The following is a 19,743-nucleotide window of genomic DNA, read 5'->3' on the forward strand; positions in this document are numbered from 1 at the left end:
GGACTCCTCACTGAGTCTCTGGGCGAACCGAGCGCTCTTGCTAGACCGAGCGCGCCGGGTAATCGGCGCCGGTCAGGGATAATTGCGGGATGACTGGACGCGACGTCGAGCTGCCGAAGGGCTACGAGCCGTTCCTGCGCTCGGTGACGACCCGGGTGCAGGACGCGCAGCTGCGTGCTCAGCGCACCGTGAACGCGCAGCTCATCAGCCTGTACTGGGAGCTCGGCCGCGCGATCCTCGACCAGCAGGCCAAGGAGCCGTGGGGCACCCGGGTCCTCGACCGGCTCGCGGAAGACCTGCGCCGAGAGTTCCCGGCGATGACGGGTCTGTCTCGCAGCAACCTCTTCTACATGCGCGCCTTCGCCGCCGCCTGGCCCGATCGGGAGAAAGTCCCACAGGCTGTGGGACATCTGCCCTGGGGCCACGTCCGCCTGCTCCTCGACAAGCTCTCCACCCCCGATGTGCGCGCGGCGTACGCCGCCGCTGCGGCCGAGAACTCGTGGACGCGGTCGACGCTGCTCAACCACGTGAAGAACCAGACCCTGGAGCGGGCCGGCCGGGCACCGTCGAACTACGTCGACCGGCTCGCGCCCGCCGACTCGGCTCTCGCTCGGGAGATCGCCAAGGACCCCTACGTCTTCGACTTCCTGAACCTCACCGAGGACGCTGCCGAGCGCGACATGGAGAACGCCCTCCTCGACCGCATCGCAGAGACGCTGCAGGAGCTCGGCACCGGGTTCACCTTCGCCGGCCGCCAGGTGCACTTCGAGGTCAGCGGCCGGGACTTCTCCCTCGACCTGCTCTTCTTCCACACCGAGCAGCTCCGGTACGTCGTCGTCGAGCTCAAGAAGGGCGACTTCGAGCCCGCGTTCACCGGCCAGCTCGGGTTCTACATCGCCCTCGTCGACGAACGACTCCGACGGCCGAGCCACGCTCCGACCATCGGCATCCTCATCTGCGGCGACAAGGACGAGCACATCGTCCGCTACGCCCTCAGCCAGGCGGCCTCACCGATCGCCGTCGCGACCTACACCTACGATGCGCTCCCCGCCGCTGAGCGCCTCGCGCTCCCGGACGAGCGGCGCATCATCGCCGCGATCGACGTCAGCGGGGCCGCGGAGGAATAGTCCCACAGCCTGTGGGACTATTGAGGAAAAATCAGTGCCGCTAGCGGCACGGCCGCGCTTAGGGCGGGATGCCGTCGAGCGCCTGGACGACAACGGCTACCCGACCAACGCGCGAGCGGTCCGCGGCATCACGAACACCGCCGAGAAAGCCCGCGACGGGATCCACTCGACCGCGCAGGGCATGGCCGTGTGCCTGAAGAGCGCGGCCACCGCCGACTGGGTGAACGCCCGCCCGAACGACACCCGCCCGCAGTTCGTCCCCGAGACGTTCGTCACGTCGACCCAGACGCTGTACTCGCTGTCGAAGGAAGGCGCCGGCACCGCCGGCCCCCTCGTCACCGCCCTCACCGCCGCAACGATCGAGGCAGCGGAGGAACACGCTGCACGCTCCCGCGGCGGGCGCCTGGCGACGCCGCTCGTGGCCGTCCTGGACGAGGCCGCGAACGTGTGCCGGTGGAAAGACCTCCCCGACCTGTACTCGCACTACGGCTCGCGCGGGATCCCGATCATGGCCGTGTTCCAGTCCTGGTCCCAGGGCGTCGGAGTGTTCGGGAAGGAAGGCATGCTCAAGCTGTAGTCCGCCGCAAACGTGAAGCTCTACGCCGGCGGAGTCGCAGAAGACGAGTTCCTGCGCACCCTCTCCGAACTGATCGGCACCTACGACAAGGAGACGACCTCCGCCAGCTACAACAAGGGCGTCCGCTCCACGCTGAACGAGGCTGTCGACGGCGTCGCGCTCGAGGCGGTGGTCGCCGTCGGTGTCGATCAGCAGCAGGAGGTAGCCTTCCTCGCCGGCGACGTGCTGTTCTCCGCCGAGCATCTCGCCGGAGAACGGTACGCTCGCGACCTGGTCCGAAAGCAAGCCGATGGTGTGTGTTCGACGCGTGCGGAAGCCGCGAGCCTGCAGATCCGGTAGGTAGCCGAGGCGTTCGGCGAGCTCTCGTACCCGGTCACCCACCTCGGGCCGCACGCGTCCCTTGTCACGGCCGTTGAGCACGAGCGAGACTGTGGAGACGGGGACTCCCGCCTGTTCCGCTACGTCTCGCAAGGTGAGCAACGCTGACTCCTCGGCCTGTTCGACGGCCTTCGTCAAACGCCTGACTGCGACGCTATTTCGTCAAAATCGTTGACGCAACGCGTCTTTTCCGACTTCGTCGAGACAGGGTCGATACCGGTAAATTCCGGGGGTCATCGACGATTTATACAGCTGCTGCTCAGTTCGGAAGCGAGTATCGGCGGAGCGCTTGAGCGGGTCGTCCGGTGGTCGACTGCGATGCGGAAGCTACTCTTCACGGCTGACCTGCAGGAGTGCTCGAGCAACTTAGCTCAGTTCTCGGCCGGGCGAATCGACGGTCCGACGAGAAAGAGCACCGCCTTCCCGAGGGGAGACCAGTGCTCTTTCTCGTCTGGTGGCGGAGTGCTCAGATCCGCTGGAGCCAGGTGAGCTGAGAGTTCGGCTCGACGATCAGCGGGCCGAGCTTCTCGTTGAAGACGGCTCCGTAGTCGGCGGAGATGTGCGCCTGGAAGGCGTCCTCGTCGCGGTAGATCTCGTAGACGAAGAACCGGGCGGGGTCGTCCTCGCGGCGGTAGGGCACGAACTCGATGTTGCCGGGCTCCTGGCGTACGAGCTCGCCGAGGTCGGTGATCATGCCGGCGACGGTGTCCTCGTGGCCGGGCTTCGCCGTGAACTCGGCGTAGAGGATGCGGGGGGCGGTGTCCGTCATGCGGTGGCCGCTCCGGTCATGATCGCGACCGCGTCGGTCATCGAGTGCGACTGCGGCGTGATGGTCGCCGCCTTCTTGCCGAGGCGCTGGATGTGGATGCGGTCGGCGACGTCGAAGACGTGCGGCATGTTGTGGCTGATCAGGATGACGGGGATGCCGCGATCGCGCAGGTTGCGCACGAGCTGGAGCACCTGGTTCGACTCGCGCACGCCGAGGGCCGCGGTGGGCTCGTCGAGGACGACCACTTTCGAGCCGAACGCCGCGGCGCGGGCGACGGCGACGGCCTGGCGCTGACCGCCGGAAAGGTTCTCCACCGGGACCGTGACGTCCTGGAGGGTCGAGATGCCGAGCTCGGTCAGCTCCTCGCGAGCCTCCTTGCGCATGCCGGCGGTGTCGAGCATCCGGAACACGGAGCCGAGCACGCCTTTCTTGCGCTTCTCGCGGCCGAGGTAGAGGTTCGACGCGACGTCGAGCGCGGGGGAGACGGCCAGGTTCTGGTAGACCGTCTCGATGCCGGCGCCCCGCGCGTCCTGGGGGCGCTTGAAGGTCACGGGCTTGCCGTCGAGGAGGATCTCGCCCTCGTCGGGGATCTCGGCGCCGGTGAGGCACTTGATCAGGGTGGACTTGCCGGCGCCGTTGTCGCCGATGATCGCCAGGACCTCGCCGGGGTAGAGCTCGAGGCTGACGCCGTCGAGCCCGACGACGCGGCCGAAGGTCTTGACGAGGCGCTTGGCCTGCAGGACGGGGGTGCGGGCGGCGGCGGGGGCGGTCCCCGCGGCGTCGATGAGGGTCACTTGCGAACCTTCCGGATCCACTGGTCGACCGAGACGGCGACGATGATGAGCACGCCCACAGCGAGCGTCTGGTAGAGGACGTCGAGTCCGGCGAGCGAGAGCCCGTTGCGGAAGACGCCGACGATGAGGGCGCCGAGGAGGGTGCCCCAGACGGTGCCGCGGCCGCCGAAGAGGCTGGTCCCGCCGATGACGACGGCGGTGATGGAGTCGAGGTTGAGGTCGGCTCCGGCGTTCGGGCTGGCGGCGTTGGTGCGGCCGATCTGGATCCACGCGCCGATGGCGAGGATCGCGCCGGCGGCGAGGTAGACGCTCATCAGGACGCGGTTGACGCTGATGCCGGCGAGGCGCGCGGCCTCCTTGTCGTCGCCGACGGCGTAGACGTGGCGGCCCCAGGCGGTCTTGCCGAGGATGAACGCGACCACGATGTAGAGCAGGAGCATCAGGATCACGCCGAAGCTGATCCGGACGCCGAGGATGTCGAAGGTGCCGCCGGTGGAGGGCAGCAGGGCGGGCATGTCGGTGCCGCGCACGGTCGAGCCGCTGGAGTAGAGGAGCGTCAGCGCCACGAAGATGTTGAGCGTGCCGAGGGTAACGATGAACGGGGGGAGCCGCAGCCGCGTGACGAGCACGCCGTTGAAGGCGCCGGCCGCGAGTCCGACGATCAGGCCCAGCAGCAGGGCGACGATCGCGGGCAGGCCGTTCTCGGTCGCGGTCTGCGCGATGACCATCGAGGTGAGGACCATCACGGCGCCGACGGAGAGGTCGATGCCGGCCGTGAGGATGATCAGCGTCTGCGCGACGGCGAGCGTGCCGACGACCGCGACCTGCTGCGTGATCAGGGAGAGGTTCGAGGGATCGAGGAAGCGGTCGTTCAGCAGTCCGAAGACGATGATCGCGAGGACGAGCACGACGGCGGGGCTGACGGCCGGGTAGCGGTGCAGGACGCCGCGGACGCGGTCGAGCGGCGTGCGGCGGTCGAGGAACTCGCTCGCGAGATCGAGTGCGGAGGTCGGCGGATTCGGGTCGGTGGTCTTCTGAGCCACGATGGCCTTTCTGGAGTCGCTGGGAGCGGAAGGGGGAGGGCGGGGCGCCGGAGCGCCCCGCCCGCGGTGGGCTACTCGCCCCAGCAGATCCCGGCGGCGTCGTCGGAGCTGATGCTGTCCAGGCCGTCGACCGCGGTGTCGGTGACGAGCTGCGAGCCGGTGTCGAAGAAGTCGAGGCCCTCGCTGGTGCTGGGCTCGGTGCCGTCCTCCGCGAGCTGCGCGATCGCCTCGACGCCCAGCTGGGCCATCTTCACGGGGTACTGCTGCGCGGTCGCGCCGATCAGGCCCTCCGCCACGTTCTTCACGCCGGCGCAGCCGCCGTCGATCGAGACGAGCAGGACGTCCTTCTCCTTGCCCGCGGCCTGGAGGGCCTGGTACGCGCCGTAGGCGGCGGGCTCGTTGATCGTGTAGACGACGTTGATGTCAGGGTTCTTGGAGAGGAGGGTCTCCATGGCGGTGCGCCCTCCGTCCTCGGCGCCCTGGGTGGCCTCGTTGCCGACGATCTCGTAGTCGCCGCCGCTGTAGCTGCCGGTCTTCGCCTCGTCGCCGTTGACCTCCTCGTCCGCGACGTCGATGCCCATGCCGGTGAGGAAGCCCTGGTCGCGGTTGTAGTCGACCGAGACGACCTTGTCGTCGAACAGGTCGAGCATCGCGATGGTCGCCTTCTCGCCGTCGAGCTGCGCAGCGGTCCACTTCCCGATCGACTCGCCGGCGGTGAAGTTGTCGGTGGCGAAGGTGATGTCGACGGCGTCGGCCGGGTCGGGCGCGGTGTCGAGGGCGATCACGAACAAGCCGGCGTCGCGGGCCTTCGCGATGGCGTCGACGACCGACGGGCCGTTGGGGGTGATCAGGATGCCCTTGTCGCCCTTCGAGATCGCGTTCTCGATGGCCTGGATCTGGGTGTCCTCGTCGCCGTCCTCCTTGCCCGCGGCGAGCGTGAGGTTCACGCCGGCGGTGGTGGCCGCCTCCTTAGCGCCGTCCTCCATCGCGACGAAGAAGGGGTTCGTGGTGGTCTTGACGATGAGGGTGACGCCCACGCCGTCGCCGCTGTCAGCGGTCGAGCCGGCGTCGGAGGAGCCGGAGCTGGAGCAGGCGGTCATGCCCAGGGCCGCGAGGATCGCGACCGAGCCGAGGCCGATGTACCGGTTGAAGCGAGGGGAGCGGTTCGTCATTGAAAGTCCTGTTCATAGGGCGGGAGCTGCCTCCCGACAACGATGTCAGGGGTAGGTCTATCGTGTTCTCACAGCTAAGGTCAAGTCATCCCCGAGGAAGTGAGACGACACCGTGACATCGATGTCAGGACCCCGCGACACTGTCGCCTCCGGTCGCCGCCCCACCATGAAGCACGTCGCCGCCCTCGCCGGAGTCGGCATCAAGACGGTCTCGCGTGTCGTCAACGGAGAGCCGAACGTCTCGGCCGCCACGATCGAGCGCGTGCAGGCCGCGGCGCGGCAGCTGCAGTACCAGCCCGACCTCCACGCCGGGAACCTGCGGCGCTCCAACGGGCGCACGAACACGCTGGGCCTGCTGGTCGGCAGCGTCGCGAACCCCTTCTCCGGAGCGGTGCACCGCGCCGTCGAGGACCTCGCGAACGAGCGCGGCGTCGCGGTCTTCGCCTCCAGTCTCGACGACGACCCGGCTCGCGAGCGGTCGTCGGTGAACGCGTTCGTCTCGCGCCGCGTCGACGGGCTGATCCTCACCACGGTCGCCCCCAGCCAGGCCTACCTGGGCGTCGAGATCGACCGCGGCACCCCCGCGGTGTTCGTCGACCGCGTCCCCACCGGCATCACGGCCGACGCGGTGATCACCGACAACGCCGCCGGGATCGCGCGTGCCGTCGGCCACCTCGCCTCCTTCGGCCACGAGCGCATCGCCTTCCTCGGCGACCGACCGGAGATCTTCACCGCCGGCGAGCGCGAGCGCGGCTTCCTCGAGGAGATGGCACGGCGCGGCCTCCCCGTGCTCCCCGGCTTCGTCCGCCACGGCGCCCACGACGAGCACGCGGCCGAGGAGATGGCGACCGAGCTCCTGGCGCAGGAGACGCCGCCGACCGCGATCATCGGCGGGCAGAACCTCGTCACCATCGGCGTCCTCGCGGCGCTGCGCCGCCGCCAGGAGCACGGGCGCGTCGCGCTGATCGGCTTCGACGACATCCCGCTCGCCGAGCTGCTGCACCCCGCCGTCTCCGTCATCGCGCAGAACCCCGGCCTGATGGGGCGGACCGCCGCCGAGCGCGTGTTCCTGCGCCTGGACGGCGAGGACGAGCCGGCGCAGACCTTCGTCATCCCCACCACCCTGATCGCCCGCGGCTCCGGAGAGGTCCCCGTCCATGTCTGAGTCGTCAGTGTCCGCGGCGTCCGTGTCCGAGCCGTCCGTGTCCGAGCCGGCCGTGTCCGAGCCGGCCGTCGTCGTCCTCGGCGACGCCCTGATCGACGTGATCCGCGACGAGACAGGCGAGCAGCGCTTCCTCGGCGGCGCCGCCTACAACGTCGCCGTCGGTCTCGTCCTGCTCGGCCACCGCGTCCAGCTGCTCGCGATGATCGGCGACGACGAGGACGGCGCGGCGATCCGCGCGGCGACCGCGGAGCACGGGGTGGAGCTCGTGCCCACCGTCGGTCCGCTCGGCACCTCGGTCGCGATCAGCGAGCGCGTCGACGGCGAGCCGCACTACGTCTTCAACGACGCCGCCCGCCACCGGCGGATCCGCTTCGGGGTCCGCGAGCGCACGGCGCTCGACGCTGCCGCCCTCGTCGTCGTCAGCTGCTTCCCCTTCGACGACGAGGAGCAGGCGGAGGAGCTGCTCGCGGCCGTCGCGCGCCCGCGGGAGCGGCTCGTCCTCGACCCGAATCCGCGCTCGGGGATGCTCGCCGACGCGGGCCGCTTCCGCCGCGGCTTCGAGCGGCTGGCCGAGCGGTCCCTCCTCGTCAAGCTCGGCGACGACGACGTCGCCCTGCTGCACGGCGAACCGCTGCGCGCGGTCGTCGCGCAGCTGCGCAGTGCGGGCACCCGGACCGTGCTCGCCACCCGCGGGGCGCAGGGGGCGAGCCTGCACCTCGAGGACGGGACGGCGGCCGACGCGCCGATCGCCTCCGATCCGCGGCCCGTGATCGACACCATGGGCGCGGGCGACGCCTGCCTGGCGGCCGCCGTCTCGTCGATCGCCCGGCGCGGCGTCCCCGGCTCGGCGGACGACGCCGCCGCGATGCTCGACGACTGCATGCGGATCGCGGCGGCCACGTGCCGCGCCCGCGGGGCCCTCCTGCGGCTCCCGGCTGACCGGCTCACGACCGCCGGCTGATGACTTTCGCAGGAGCCCTTGAATTGTCCGGAGGACAGTCCGTAGATTCGCCCGCACATTGACAACGTTGTCACCTCGAGTGACACGCGCAACGAAGGGCGTCCCTCAGTGCTATCTCCCCGTTCCTCCGAGCCCCGGCCGCGTCGCGCCGGCGGCGTCGTCGCCGTCGCGGCGGCCCTCTGCCTGGTCGGCGGCGGACTCTCCGTCCCCGCCGCCTCGGCCGCGGTTCCCGGCGCCGCCTCCGAGGCCTACCGGCCCGCGATCCACTACTCGCCCGCCCAGAACTGGATGAACGACCCCAACGGTCTCGTCTACTACGAGGGCGTCTACCACCTCTACTACCAGTACAACCCGCAGGGCACGCGCTGGGGCAACATGAGCTGGGGCCACGCCGCCAGCACCGACCTGACGCACTGGACCGAGCAGCCGCTCGCCATCCCGGGGGACGCGGAGTCGGACATCTTCTCCGGCTCGATCGTCGTCGACAAGGACAACACCTCCGGGTTCGGCACCGCCGAGAACCCGCCCCTGGTCGCGATGTACACCGCGGCGTACAAGACGGGGGAGCAGGCGCAGGCCCTCGCCTACAGCACCGACGCCGGTCAGACCTGGACGAAGTACGACGGCAACCCCGTCATCGACCGCGACCAGAACGACTTCCGCGACCCGCACATGTTCTGGTACGACGGCGGCACTCCGGAGTCGTCCTACTGGGTGGTCGTCACCGTGGAGGCCGACGACCACAAGGTCCTGCTGCACAAGTCGACGGACCTGCGGAACTGGACCGAGCTCAGCGAGTTCGGCCCCGCGAACGCGACCGGCGGCGTCTGGGAGTGCCCCGACCTCTTCCCGCTGGCGGTCGACGGCGACCCCTCGAACATCAAGTGGGTCATGGTCGTCAGCCTCAATCCCGGCGCGGTGGGCGGCGGCTCCGGCAGCCAGTACTTCGTCGGCGACTTCGACGGCACCACCTTCACCTCCGAGTCGACGGTCGCCTCCGACACCCTGCCCGAGGGCACGACCCTCGCCGGGTTCGACGACGGCACCTACAACGGCTGGACCGTGAACAACGAGCCCGGCAACTGGAAGGACGGGCCCTTCGGCGCCGTCCCCGCCACCGGTCCGATCGACGGCCAGCAGACCGTCACCGGCTTCTCCGGGACGGGCCTGATCAACGGCTTCAACGACGGCGACTGGCCGGTCGGCACGATGGAGTCGCCCGACTTCACCGTGGACCAGGACCACCTGAACTTCCTCGTCGGAGGCGGCAACCACCCGCACGTCGACGGCACGCAGCTCGCCAACGACCCGCCCGCCGGGAGCGAGCTGCTCTTCGACGGCTTCGAGTACCCCGATCAGCAGAGCCTGACCGACAACGGCTGGACCGTGACCGGCGACCTCGCCGGCGGCACCAACCCCTCGACCAGCGGCGGCGAGTTCTTCCTCGGCCAGAAGCGGATCAACACCTTCGACGGCGGGCCGAAGGGCGACGACAACCTCGGCACCCTGACCTCGCCGGAGTTCACGATCAATGAGAGCCACCTCAGCATGCTCGTCGGCGGCGGCTTCCGCCCCGAGGGCGACCCCCAGACCCTCGAGGTGCAGCTCGTCGTCGACGGGGAGGTCGTGCGGACCACCGCCGGCACGAACGACGGCGCCCTGAACTGGAAGAGCTGGGACGTCTCCGCGTACCAGGGGAAGGCGGCGCGGATCGTCGTCGTCGACGACGCGACCGGCGGCTGGGGTCACCTGACGGTCGACCACATCGTGCTCGCCGACACCCCGGCGCAGGTCCGCTCGAACGAGACGAGCGTGAACCTCGTCGTCGACGGCGAGATCGTCCGCACCGCGACCGGCAGCGACAGCGAGACGCTGGACTGGACGAGCTGGGACGTCGCCGACCTGGCCGGCCGCACCGCTCACCTCCAGGTTGTCGACAACAACCGCGCCGGCTGGGGCCACATCCTCGCCGACCAGTTCATGCTCGCCGACGAGCCCGCGCAGAGCCGCCTGGTCGACTACGACTGGCTGGACTGGGGTCGCGACTACTACGCCGGAGTCACCTTCGACAACGCGCCCGACGACAAGCGCATCATGATCGCGTGGATGAACAACTGGCAGTACGGCGAGGCGATCCCCACCGGCCAGTGGCGCGGAGCGATGGCCCTGCCGCGTGAGCTCGCCCTGCAGACGGTCGACGGCGCGCCGAAGCTCGTGCAGACGGTCGTCGACCAGACGGCCGGACTCGAGCAGACGGAGAACGCGTTCACGCTCGGAGCGACCGACATCGCCGAGGGCGAGACCGCGCTGCCCGCGGCCGCCGAGGGCAGCGTCTACAAGCTCGACGCCGTGCTCAGCGCCGGGGACGCCGACTCGTTCGGCCTCTCGGTCCGCAACTCGGCGGACGGGAGCCAGCGCACGCCGATCACGTACGACGTCGCGTCCGGTCAGCTGAACGTCGACCGCACCCGCTCGGGCGATGTCGGCTTCGACGCCGACTTCCCCTCGGTGGAGACCGCGCCCGTGGCCCTCGAGGACGGGAAGCTGCACCTCGAGCTCTACGTCGACACCGCCTCGGTGGAGACCTTCGCCCAGGGCGGGATCGCGACGATCACCGACCAGATCTTCCCCGACGCCGGCAGCGAGGGCGTCTCGCTCCTCGCCACCGGGGGCACGGCGCGAGTGGAGAGCCTGACGGTCACGCCGCTCAGCCGCTCCATGTTCACCGACCCGGCCGCGGTCGCCACCCTGACCGCGACCGGCGCGGCGCAGACCGTCGAGACCGGCGACGCGATCACCGGGCTCGGCGTCACGGCGACGAACGCCGCGGGCGCTCCCGTCGCGGGGGCGGACGTCGCGTTCACGCTCGACGGGCCGGCCCGCTTCGCCGACGGCGGCACGACGGCCACCGTCGCGACCGGCGCCGACGGCTCCGCGGCACTTCCCGCGGCCACCGCGGGACCCGGCACCGGCGCCGTCGCGATCACCGCGACGACCGGCGGCGTCAGCAGCGTCCTGCCCGCCCTCACCGTGGTCGCCCCGGCGACCGAGGTCGACGTCGACGTGACGATCACCAGCACGAAGCGCAACGGATCGATCGCCCTCACTGCCACGGCGACCAACAACGGAAACACGCCCGTCACGCTGAGCATCCCGACTCCGTTCGGCGCTCTGAAGGTCACTGCGCTGGCCGAGGGGCGGACGAGGAGCGTGTCGATCGACACGCACCTGTCGCGAGTGCCCGCCGGCTCCGTCCGAGTGACCGCAACGGCTCCAGACGGAACCCGCGAGACCATCAAGGTCTCGTACCGCGGCTCCGGCAAGTAGCCCGGTTGCTCCAGCCCACCGGAGCAACAAGGGGGCGATGGTTCCGAGCATGCTCGGATCTATCGCCCCCTATTCGCACTGTCTCGATGCGAGGCATCATGCAGGCGACATCGGAACGAGCTCCTTCGACCAACAAACTGACATAACGTTCATTATCGGCGAAGCGTTCAAGCCTGGGGAGGGCTGCCAGAGCATCAAATACGGGACGCAAAGTCTTGCTCAGTGGAGCAGGCCCGCGCTAGGGAAGTCGCGGTGGCGCGATCAGTTCGAGGAAGCCGCCGAGCGCACCCTCGAGGTAGACGATGCGTGTACCCGCTCGGGCGCCGCTGGTCATCCGGTGGGGAGGACCGACCGGCCGCCAACAGTGCACAGCACACAGGCCCAGCACCCGGTCGAGGTCCGAGACCGTCAGCGCGATGTGCACCGAGCCGATGTCCGCGGGTGAGCCGGCTGCTCGAGCCGACCGAGGGGGGTCGTACTGCAGCAGCTCGACTCGGTGGTCTCCGAGCGTCACCACCGCTCCCCGGATCGTCGTTCCGTCGACGCCCGTGGTCGCGACCGTGGTGTCCAAATCGAGCGTGAAGGTGCGTTCGAGCGTGAAGCCGAGACCGGAGCACCACAGATCCACCGAGTCGTCGAGATCGGTCACGGTGAGGCCGGAGTGAGCGACGGCCAAGACGAGTGGTGATGTCATCCCATGAGTATCCGGCTCGACTCTGCGGTCCCTCGAGAACGGAGAGCGGGCGTAGAGCTATCGACGTGTAGAGCAACACATCGCCGATAGCCGTGATTATGTCATTTCACCCGCCGAGGATCGCCTCATCAAAGTCCAGTGACGTCAGCAATGGTTTCCACCGCGGGTTCAGTCATGAGGCCGATGCTCTCGCGCGTGCGAGCGCTACCTCGTGTCCCCTGTCCGTGTGAGGGAAGCGCGCGAGCATGCTGGTGAGCTCGGCAGCTGGCACGTTGGCCCCGAACGCCTCCGCATGGGGTTGCAGCGAGATGCTGTCCGCGAGCGATCCTGCGGGGACGGGGTCGAATCCCATGCTGTCTACGAGTGCGTCGACGACGGCGACGGCCCGGAAGTCGTTGCCGGCGACGGCGATCGCCTTCCGGTCCGTGGCACCGGCGGGACGGGGGCCCTCATCGAGGTCGTGGTATCCCATGTGATTGAACGCCTTCACCACGGCGGATCCCCGCAGTTGCTGCTGGACCCGCTCCGAGGTCGAGACGCGGAGGTCCGAGAGGTCCTCGCGGACTCCGTCGACCTCCCACCAGTAGTTCATGGCGTCGATGACGGTCTTGCCCTCGAGTGCCTGGACGGGGACGGTCGCGAGCCGCCCGAGCGGAAGCGCCAGGACGACGACGTCGGCGTCGCGGACCGCATCGACGGCCCATGCCGGCGTCGCTCCGGGCGCGACGACCGCAAGGATGAGGCGGATGGCGTCGGGCTCCTTCGAGCCCGCGACGAGGACCCGGTGACCGGCGGCGACCGCGAGCCGCGCGAGCACCGTGCCGAGCTTCCCGGAGCCGAGGATCGCGACGGTGCTCGTCACGATCGCACGTCCTGCAGGACTGGTGCGTCTGCGAGGAGCTCGCGGACGCGCGGGATCACGACGCTCCCGTACAGCTCGACGGAGCGGCGCCGCGATCGCAGGGTCTGGGCACCCGAGGTGTAGATCATGTCGAAGCGTCCGACGCCCATGACCTGGATCGTCTTCGCGATGCGGCGCGCGACGGTTTCCGGTGAGCCGATGTACATCGAGCCCGTCGCCACCTCGCGGTCGAACTCGGCCCGCGTGACGGGGGGCCATCCGCGGAGCGCGCCGATCCGGTCGCGGACCACCTTGAAGTGCGGGTACCAGGCCTCGACGGCCTCCTCGTCGGTGTCGGCGACGAACCCGGGCGAGTGCATGCCGACCGGGTGCGCCGTCGTGCCGAACTCGGCGGCTGCTCGCCGGTACAGGTCGAGGTAGGGCAGGAATCTCTGGGGCTGGCCCCCGATCACCGCGAGCATCAGGGGGAAGCCGTACTTCGCCGTGCGGACGACCGACTGCGGCGATCCTCCGACGCCGATCCAGGTGGTCAGTCCCCCTTCGGTCCTTGGGTAGACCTCCGCGTCGACGAGCGGTGCACGCGTCGTCCCCGACCAGGTGACGGGCTCCTCGCGCAGCAGCTGGGAGAACAGCTCGACCTTCTCCTCGAACAGCACCTCGTAGTCGGCCATGTCGTAGCCGAAGAGGGGGAACGACTCGGTGAACGAGCCGCGCCCGAGGATCACCTCCGCGCGTCCGCTCGAGAGAGCGTGGACCGTGGCGAAGCGCTGGAACACCCGCACGGGGTCGTCCGAGCTGAGCACCGTCACTCCGGATCCGAGGCGGATGCGCGACGTGACCGTGGCGAGCCCCGCGAGCACCGTCTCGGGAGAGGACACCGAGTACTCGGCCCGGTGGTGCTCGCCCACCGTGAAGACGTCGACGCCCAGCCGATCGGCCAGCACCGCCTCGTCGACGAGTGCCCGGAGGGAGCGCGCGTGGCTGACCTGCGCGCCGCTGTCATCGGAGGGCACGTCCCCGAACGTGTCGAGACCGAAGATGATGTCGGACATGATTCCTCATTTCATTGACGCGTCAACTATTTGGTTGACGCGTCAATGATGTGCCGCTACCGTCGAGTTGTCAACGAGGAGGAAGCATGAGCGGCACGAACCACGAGGGACGCCGGCGGACACCGAACGCGAGCGAGCTGGCGGTCTGGCGCGACTACGTCGAGACCTCCGAGCGGGTGAAGCGCACGCTCTCGGCGGCGTTCCTCGAGACCTCGGGGATCTCACCCGGGGACTACGCCGTCATGCTTGCGCTCAGCGAGGCGCCCGACAGCACCCTCCGCTCGTCGGACCTGGCGGCGGTCGTGGGATGGGAGCGCAGCCGGCTCTCGCACCACCTCCGCCGCATGCAGGAACGGCAGCTGGTGATGCGGGGCCCCGTGGGCGGGGACGCCCGAGGGGCGGCGGTCACCCTGACCGGAGCGGGCGCCGACGTCTTCCGGAGCTCGTCGGCCGCCCACCTGCGGCTGATCAGGAAGGTCTTCGTCGACGCCTTCACCCCCGAGCAGCTGGAGGCCGTGCGGGTGGTGACGGCCGCGCTCCACGAGCACGTCGACGCCGTCCTCGCGCCGTGACCGGCGCGTCCACTCCGGTTCGGCCGGCGACGGTCGTCGTCATCGGCGCGGGCCAGGCGGGCCTGTCGTCCGCCCACCATCTCCGGCGCCGAGGCTTCGTCTCCGCCGTCGAGGATCCCGGCGCGCCCCGCACCTTCGTCGTCCTTGACGCCGACCGCAGCCCCGGAGGGGCATGGCAGCACCGGTGGGAGTCGCTCCGCATGGCGACGGTGAACGGCATCTTCGACTTGCCCGGCATGCCCTTGCCGCCCGTGGATCCGAACGAGTCGAGTCGCGATGCCGTTCCGCGCTACTTCGCGGCCTACGAAGCAGCGGAGGACCTGCCCATCCTGCGTCCCGCCGCGGTGCGATCGGTCGTCCGGGAGGACGACGACCCCGACGGCGATCTGATCGTCCACAGCGATGCAGGGAAGTGGAGCGCGCGGGCGATCATCAACGCGACCGGTTCCTGGAACAACCCGCGGATGCCCGACATCCCCGGTCGCGACGTCTTCGAAGGCCTGCAGCTGCACAGCCGGGACTACGTCCGGGCAGGCGACTTCGAGGGCCTGCGCGTCGCCGTCGTCGGCGGCGGGATCTCCGCTGTGCAGCTGCTCGAGGAGATCAGCCGGGTCGCGAAGACGACGTGGTACACACGCCGTCCCCCTCAGTTCCTCGACCACGACTTCACGCACACCGGCGACGGCGTGCGGGTGGAGCAGCGCGTCGCGGAGGACGCTGCCGCCGGACGCCCCCTGGGCAGCGTCGTGTCCTACACCGGGCTCGGCTGGACGGACTACGCCGTCGAGGCCCGACGTCGAGGGGTGCTGGAGCGCCGGCCCCTGTTCACCTCCCTGGGCCGGAACCACGTCGTCGAAGCCGACGGGTCCACGACCGCTGTGGACGCTGTCGTGTGGGCGACGGGCTATCGGGCCGAGCTGCGCCACCTGGACGGCCTGGATCTCCGCGGGCCACTGGGCGGAATCCCTGTGGACGGGACGCAGGCCCGACGCGACGGACGCGTGCACCTGGTCGGCTACGGGCCCTCGCAGTCGACCGTCGGAGCGAACCGCGCAGGCCGAGCCGCCGTGGCATCGCTCCTCCGGCGCGCAACGGGCTCCCCCGCCTCGCCGCCGGCCGCCGCCGGAGCGGACGTGCTCTAGGCGGAGCGCCGCCGTCCGCGGAGACGCCGGCACCCGCCGGACGGCGGCGCCGGACGTGCCGACGGGAGAGCCCCCGGAGGCGGAAGCGACCGGGGGCTCTCTCGTGCCGGAGCTACTCGGCCGTGCGGAGGAGCTGCACGGGTCCGGTCAGTCCGTGGGACCGGATCCGGGTGCTGTGGGGTGCTGGCGCCCCTCCGGTCAACGCGCTGACGATGTCGATCAACTGCGCGTAGTAGCCGCGGGCGATGAGGCGGTTGTTCAGCGAACTGGCGACACGGACGACGATCTCGTTGGTCCCCGGGAGGAGATCCGGCGTGATGTCGACGACGGGGCGAGACGTGTCGAAGCCCCTGGCGGGGCCGGCGTTGACGGCGACCGAGCCGAGCCCGCCCTCGGTCGAGCCGAGGTCCAGGAGGATCCGTGCGCCTCGGAGATCGGACTCCTGCAGGGAGACGACGGTGGAGTAGGAGCCGACGCCCGAGACGTCGGGGCCCACTCCCGCGAGCTCGGTCCACGGCACCAGTGCCGAGCTCTCCGCCGTCAGGGAGGTGACCGCGGTCGAGGGCCGCACTTCCCGCGTCACGTAGCCCAGCCCTCGGTCCTCCGAGACGACCTCGAGTTCTCCGGCGTCCCAGCTCTCGACCGCGATGGACCAGTCGGCCAGCTCCCGGAGGTGCGTCGGTGCACTCGCGTCCGTCTCGACCGCCGGCATCGACCGGTCGAGGGTGAGCAGTGCCGTCTCACCGGGGGCCAGCTGCACGGTGACGATCGTGCGGTCGCCGTCGACGCGTACGCCCCGGTGAGGCCGGATCTCGCCGGTCCAGGCGTCGATGCGGTGCACCGTCCCGGTTCCCGGGAGGGCGAACTCGACGGTGGTCGCCTCTCCGGTCTCGTAGAGGAAGTGGTAGGCGTAGAGGTGCAGCAGGTCGCCGTCTTCGCGGAGGCAGCTGAGGACGTCCGTGTTGTCGGCGGTGAACTCGGCGCGGCCGATCACACCGAGCCCGCGGAGGGCCGAGACCGTTTCGGACGGGTCGTCGATCCGAGCGACGTTCGGCAGCGCCGCGAGCTCCTCGAGGACGGCGCGGAGCTCGTCGTCGCGGCCGTCCAGTCCTGGAGTGCGGGCGGCAGCGCGATCGTGCGTCCGGTAGCTGCCCGTCAGGAGCCACTTCACCTCGCTGGCGCCGTTCACGATCAGGATCCGCAGACCGGCTCTGGCCCACTCGAGGAGGCGTGCTGCGACGTCGGCCTCCAGCGTGTCCTGGTACACCAGGAGCGCCTGGTAGCCGGGCCCGTCGGGCTGGACGACGCCGTCGCCGAAAGCGACGTCGTCGTGGAGGAGGAGGCTGCCGTCGAAGAAGTCGTAGCTCCATCCGGCGTCCTGCATGCCCAGGTCCCGCCACCAGTGGTTCTGCCGGTTCCGCATCCAGCGCTGCCCGTAGGCGTCCTCGTCGGGGATGCGCTGGCCGCGCTCGTCGATCAGGGCCATGCCGACGGTGTTGTCGACGAAGTGATCGGTGCGGAGGATGCCGACGTCGACGCGGGGTCGACCCTGGCGGAGCAGGTACTGGAACCGGCCCATCGCGTCGTTCCAGAGCGGGTAGAACTCGCTCGCCGGCTGCCGCGTGTCGAACCGCTCGGAGAACATGGACCACATGCCCTCGTGGCCCGGCCATTCGGTGACGCCCTCTGCTCCCGCCGGGCTCGCCCAGCCGTGGAGGACCGTCTTGGTCACACCGGCCGCGAACTGCGTGGCGATGATCTGGTCGTAGAAGCGGTGGTCGAGCATGTGGTTGCGCGAGGTGGCACCGGTCTCCGACGAGTACTGCTTGCCGAACAGATGAGCGGGGCCGGCGAGCAGTCGATACCCGTCGATCTGCGATCCGAACTCGAGCGACTCCGTCTCGATGCCGTCGACCTCGGGACCGGGACGGGTCAGCTCGAACGGGAGTCCGTAGCTGATCTCGGAGCGCAGCGTGATGCCGTTCTCGTGCAGGAACGTCGCGAAGGGGCGGAGCATGCACTCGATGTAGAGGTCCGTGAGGGTCTTCACGTAGTCGAAGCGCACCTTGTCGACCGTGACGCGGTCCTGCGCCGAGGGCTCGTAGAGATAGGTGGTCCCCACCGCCATCATCTGCACGGTGCGGACGAGGAACGGCAGCCACGGAGCGATGTCGTAGCCGCGTCGTGCGCGGAACTCGTCTGCGACGGAGCGTCCCCAGAACATGCCGCCCGCACCCCAGGTGGTCAGCTCGAGGGAGTCCATGTACATCTGCGTGCGCGGGTTCTGAGCGATCTGCGCCCTGAGCTCGGGAGTGAGGACGTACTCGGTCCAGTAGTCGGTCACGGCTCTCACGCCGGCGGGGTCGAGGTAGTTGACGGTGTAGTTGACCGTCGCCGAGGGCGAGGCGGTCTGACCCGTGCCGTGCATCCGGAACGTGAACAGCCGCCAGTCCCGGCCTTCAGGAGCACTCCAGTCGAGAGCCTCCTGCTCGACCTGCTCGGTGAGGTCGAGGACCGCTCCGGCGTCCAGGGTGCCGTCCTCGAGAACGGGCACGGCGATGACCGCGACCAGATCCTGCCGCTCCGGCGCCACCCGGTGGCCGGGGAGGGAGGCGCCCGGCCGCTCCTCATCGAGCTGGATGAGGGGGAGCGGCCCGCGTCGTCCTGCTCCACCGGCGAGGTCCTCGGCGATGAAGTCGAGCTCCTTCGCCGCAGCGTCGTGGTCGGGGTCGATCCCCGGGACGTTGGCGTTCGACCAGTTGGTGCCCGAGGTGAAGCTGACCGACATCTTCCGCCTGGTCGTCTCCTCGACGACGATCTGCGAGTCGTGGAGCCACTCCTCCGCGCCCCAGCCGTAGCGCTCGTGGTCGATCGCGCCCTCGTCCATCGCGAGGAACTCCATCCCGCCGAAACCGAGGCGGTGGGCGGCGTCGACCTCGCGGCGCAGCGTCTCGTCGGTGTGGAGGCCCTCGGCCAGCCACCATCGGATCTCGGGTCGGAACTCGATGGGCGGGTTCTGCAGGTTCGGGATGTGACGGTCGAAGCTCGACATGTGTTTCCTCCTTGATGGTCTGAGCGAGGCGTCGTCTGTCCGACGCGTCGCAGTCGGTGCGGATGTCCGTGGCCGGTGAAGAGCCCCGGGACGGTCGGGTCAGTCGGTCATCGCGTCCGCCGGTCTCCGGGGCCCGGCATCGAGGAACGGCTCGTCCTGCGGACCGCTCCGCTGGTCGCGCGTGGAAAGCACGGCGAGGGCGATGAGGACGTCCACGGCCCCGGAGCCGCCGATCGCGGCGGAGGCGACCGGCCAGGAGTGGGGACGCCGGGCGGTGGATGCTGGTGGCATTCGATCTTCTTCCTCGAAGAGGCCACGCGGCTCTGCGTGGCTCGAACGGTGGGGCGAGGTCCTGTCTATCATGCCTACCAACATGTCGGTAGAACTTCGCTTCAAGCCTGTGAGAAGCTCCTACGGTGACAGCCACCGAAATCGCCGCGGGACCGCAGCGGATCCTCGACGCCGCCCGCGACGTGTTCGCGGAGAGCGGGTACCGAGGCGGCTCGCTGAACGAAGTCGCCAAGCGATCCGGGTACACCCGGGCAGGTCTGCTCCATCACTTCCCCAGCAAGGAGGCGATGCTCCTCGCGCTCCTCGACCTCCGGGACGAGCAGCTGGAGGCCTCCGGGATCTTCGACCCCCAGGAGGGGCTCCCGGCCCTGTTCGCCCGGCTCCCCGAGGTCATGACGGCCGTCCTCGGCGACCGGACGCTCGTGCAGCTGGCCCACATCCTGACCGCCGAGGCGGCGGACGGGCGCCATCCCGCGCGCTCCTGGGCGTTCCGGCGCCACGGCGTCCTCCGACGCCGGATCGCCGAGGCGGCGGCCCGGTCCGTCTCGAGCGGTGAGCTCCCCGCCGACGTCGACGCCGAGGCACTCGCCACGGTGATCCTCGGTGCGGTCGAGGGCATCGAGGCCCAGTGGCTCATCGACCCGGAGCTGCCTGTCGGGCGGAGTGCGGAGACACTCCTCAGACTGATCGACGCGCTCGTGGAGTCCACTCGTCCCGAGTCCGGAGCGAGCGTACGGCTGCCCTGAGCGGCGTGCACGGCCGACC

Annotated in this window: 16 protein-coding genes and 2 pseudogenes; 8 read left to right on the forward strand and 10 right to left on the reverse strand. The window is 69.9% G+C overall.

The genetic code is table 11. The features are described 5' to 3' along the window. The first annotated feature begins 89 nt into the window (after positions 1–89). Entirely contained in the window at positions 90–1,127 is a 1,038-nt protein-coding gene (locus HQQ86_RS20100; protein ID WP_173290506.1) for a YhcG family protein, read from the forward strand. Between the two features lie 181 nt (positions 1,128–1,308). After that, a pseudogene (locus tag HQQ86_RS21565) lies at positions 1,309–1,812 on the forward strand (TraG/TraD/VirD4 family protein); the annotation flags it as partial. A 54-nt stretch (positions 1,813–1,866) separates the two neighbouring features. Here HQQ86_RS21565 and HQQ86_RS22230 read toward each other — a convergent pair. The 5 genes and pseudogenes from HQQ86_RS22230 to HQQ86_RS20130 all read right to left on the reverse strand — a co-directional run. Then, positions 1,867–2,124, reverse strand: a pseudogene (locus HQQ86_RS22230) (LacI family transcriptional regulator); the annotation flags it as partial. 424 nt (positions 2,125–2,548) lie between these two features. Further along, positions 2,549–2,851, reverse strand: coding sequence for a putative quinol monooxygenase (locus tag HQQ86_RS20115; RefSeq protein WP_173290508.1), 303 nt, complete (start codon positions 2,849–2,851; stop codon positions 2,549–2,551). Next, complete coding sequence (locus HQQ86_RS20120) at positions 2,848–3,645, reverse strand: ATP-binding cassette domain-containing protein (protein WP_173290510.1); 798 nt, start codon at positions 3,643–3,645, stop codon at positions 2,848–2,850. Before HQQ86_RS20120 ends, HQQ86_RS20115 begins: the two co-directional genes overlap by 4 nt. After that, entirely contained in the window at positions 3,642–4,688 is a 1,047-nt protein-coding gene (locus HQQ86_RS20125) for an ABC transporter permease (protein WP_123446891.1), read from the reverse strand. Before HQQ86_RS20125 ends, HQQ86_RS20120 begins: the two co-directional genes overlap by 4 nt. A 71-nt stretch (positions 4,689–4,759) precedes the next feature. After that, entirely contained in the window at positions 4,760–5,860 is a 1,101-nt protein-coding gene (locus tag HQQ86_RS20130) for a substrate-binding domain-containing protein (RefSeq protein WP_173290512.1), read from the reverse strand. A gap of 121 nt (positions 5,861–5,981) precedes the next feature. Here HQQ86_RS20130 and HQQ86_RS20135 point away from each other — a divergent pair, with 121 nt between their 5' ends. From HQQ86_RS20135 to HQQ86_RS20145, 3 genes are all read left to right on the forward strand, one after another. Beyond that, positions 5,982–7,025, forward strand: a complete 1,044-nt coding sequence (locus HQQ86_RS20135) for a LacI family DNA-binding transcriptional regulator (RefSeq protein WP_254072298.1) — start codon at positions 5,982–5,984, stop codon at positions 7,023–7,025. After that, the gene (locus HQQ86_RS20140; protein ID WP_216845740.1) at positions 7,018–7,986 is read left to right on the forward strand and encodes a PfkB family carbohydrate kinase; all 969 of its coding nucleotides are present in this window, start codon (positions 7,018–7,020) and stop codon (positions 7,984–7,986) included. The genes HQQ86_RS20135 and HQQ86_RS20140 overlap by 8 nt, the downstream gene beginning before the upstream one ends. Positions 7,987–8,094: 108 nt before the next feature. Next, positions 8,095–11,313, forward strand: coding sequence for a GH32 C-terminal domain-containing protein (locus tag HQQ86_RS20145; protein WP_367948751.1), 3,219 nt, complete (start codon positions 8,095–8,097; stop codon positions 11,311–11,313). A 238-nt stretch (positions 11,314–11,551) separates the two neighbouring features. On the opposite strand, the gene HQQ86_RS20150 is transcribed toward HQQ86_RS20145, so the two are convergent. The 3 genes from HQQ86_RS20150 to HQQ86_RS20160 form a co-directional block, all read right to left on the reverse strand. Next, positions 11,552–12,007 carry a VOC family protein gene (locus HQQ86_RS20150; RefSeq protein WP_173290514.1) on the reverse strand — a complete coding sequence of 152 codons (456 nt, stop codon included), beginning with the start codon at positions 12,005–12,007 and terminating at the stop codon, positions 11,552–11,554. A 172-nt stretch (positions 12,008–12,179) separates the two neighbouring features. Further along, the gene (locus HQQ86_RS20155) at positions 12,180–12,869 is read right to left on the reverse strand and encodes an NAD(P)-binding domain-containing protein (RefSeq protein WP_173290516.1); all 690 of its coding nucleotides are present in this window, start codon (positions 12,867–12,869) and stop codon (positions 12,180–12,182) included. Further along, on the reverse strand, positions 12,866–13,921 hold the full coding sequence (locus tag HQQ86_RS20160) for an LLM class flavin-dependent oxidoreductase (RefSeq protein ID WP_173290518.1): 1,056 nt from the start codon (positions 13,919–13,921) through the stop codon (positions 12,866–12,868). Before HQQ86_RS20160 ends, HQQ86_RS20155 begins: the two co-directional genes overlap by 4 nt. An 86-nt stretch (positions 13,922–14,007) precedes the next feature. Between HQQ86_RS20160 and HQQ86_RS21570 the strand changes: the two genes are divergently transcribed. Beyond that, complete coding sequence (locus HQQ86_RS21570; RefSeq protein WP_254072299.1) at positions 14,008–14,493, forward strand: MarR family winged helix-turn-helix transcriptional regulator; 486 nt, start codon at positions 14,008–14,010, stop codon at positions 14,491–14,493. Further along, positions 14,490–15,635 (forward strand): NAD(P)-binding domain-containing protein, encoded by a 1,146-nt coding sequence (locus tag HQQ86_RS20165; protein WP_367948752.1) that lies wholly within the window; start codon positions 14,490–14,492, stop codon positions 15,633–15,635. The genes HQQ86_RS21570 and HQQ86_RS20165 overlap by 4 nt, the downstream gene beginning before the upstream one ends. Before the next feature lie 112 nt (positions 15,636–15,747). Here HQQ86_RS20165 and HQQ86_RS20170 read toward each other — a convergent pair whose 3' ends face one another. Next, complete coding sequence (locus tag HQQ86_RS20170; protein WP_173290522.1) at positions 15,748–18,687, reverse strand: glycosyl hydrolase; 2,940 nt, start codon at positions 18,685–18,687, stop codon at positions 15,748–15,750. Between the two features lie 99 nt (positions 18,688–18,786). Continuing rightward, positions 18,787–18,978, reverse strand: coding sequence for a hypothetical protein (locus tag HQQ86_RS20175; RefSeq protein ID WP_173290524.1), 192 nt, complete (start codon positions 18,976–18,978; stop codon positions 18,787–18,789). Positions 18,979–19,103: 125 nt separating this feature from the next. On the opposite strand from HQQ86_RS20175, the gene HQQ86_RS22235 reads away from it, so the two are divergent. Further along, the gene (locus tag HQQ86_RS22235; RefSeq protein ID WP_173290526.1) at positions 19,104–19,724 is read left to right on the forward strand and encodes a TetR/AcrR family transcriptional regulator; all 621 of its coding nucleotides are present in this window, start codon (positions 19,104–19,106) and stop codon (positions 19,722–19,724) included. The last annotated feature ends 19 nt before the right edge of the window (positions 19,725–19,743 follow it).

It is taken from the genome of Rathayibacter sp. VKM Ac-2857, from assembly GCF_013205025.1.
Classification (GTDB): domain Bacteria; phylum Actinomycetota; class Actinomycetes; order Actinomycetales; family Microbacteriaceae; genus Rathayibacter.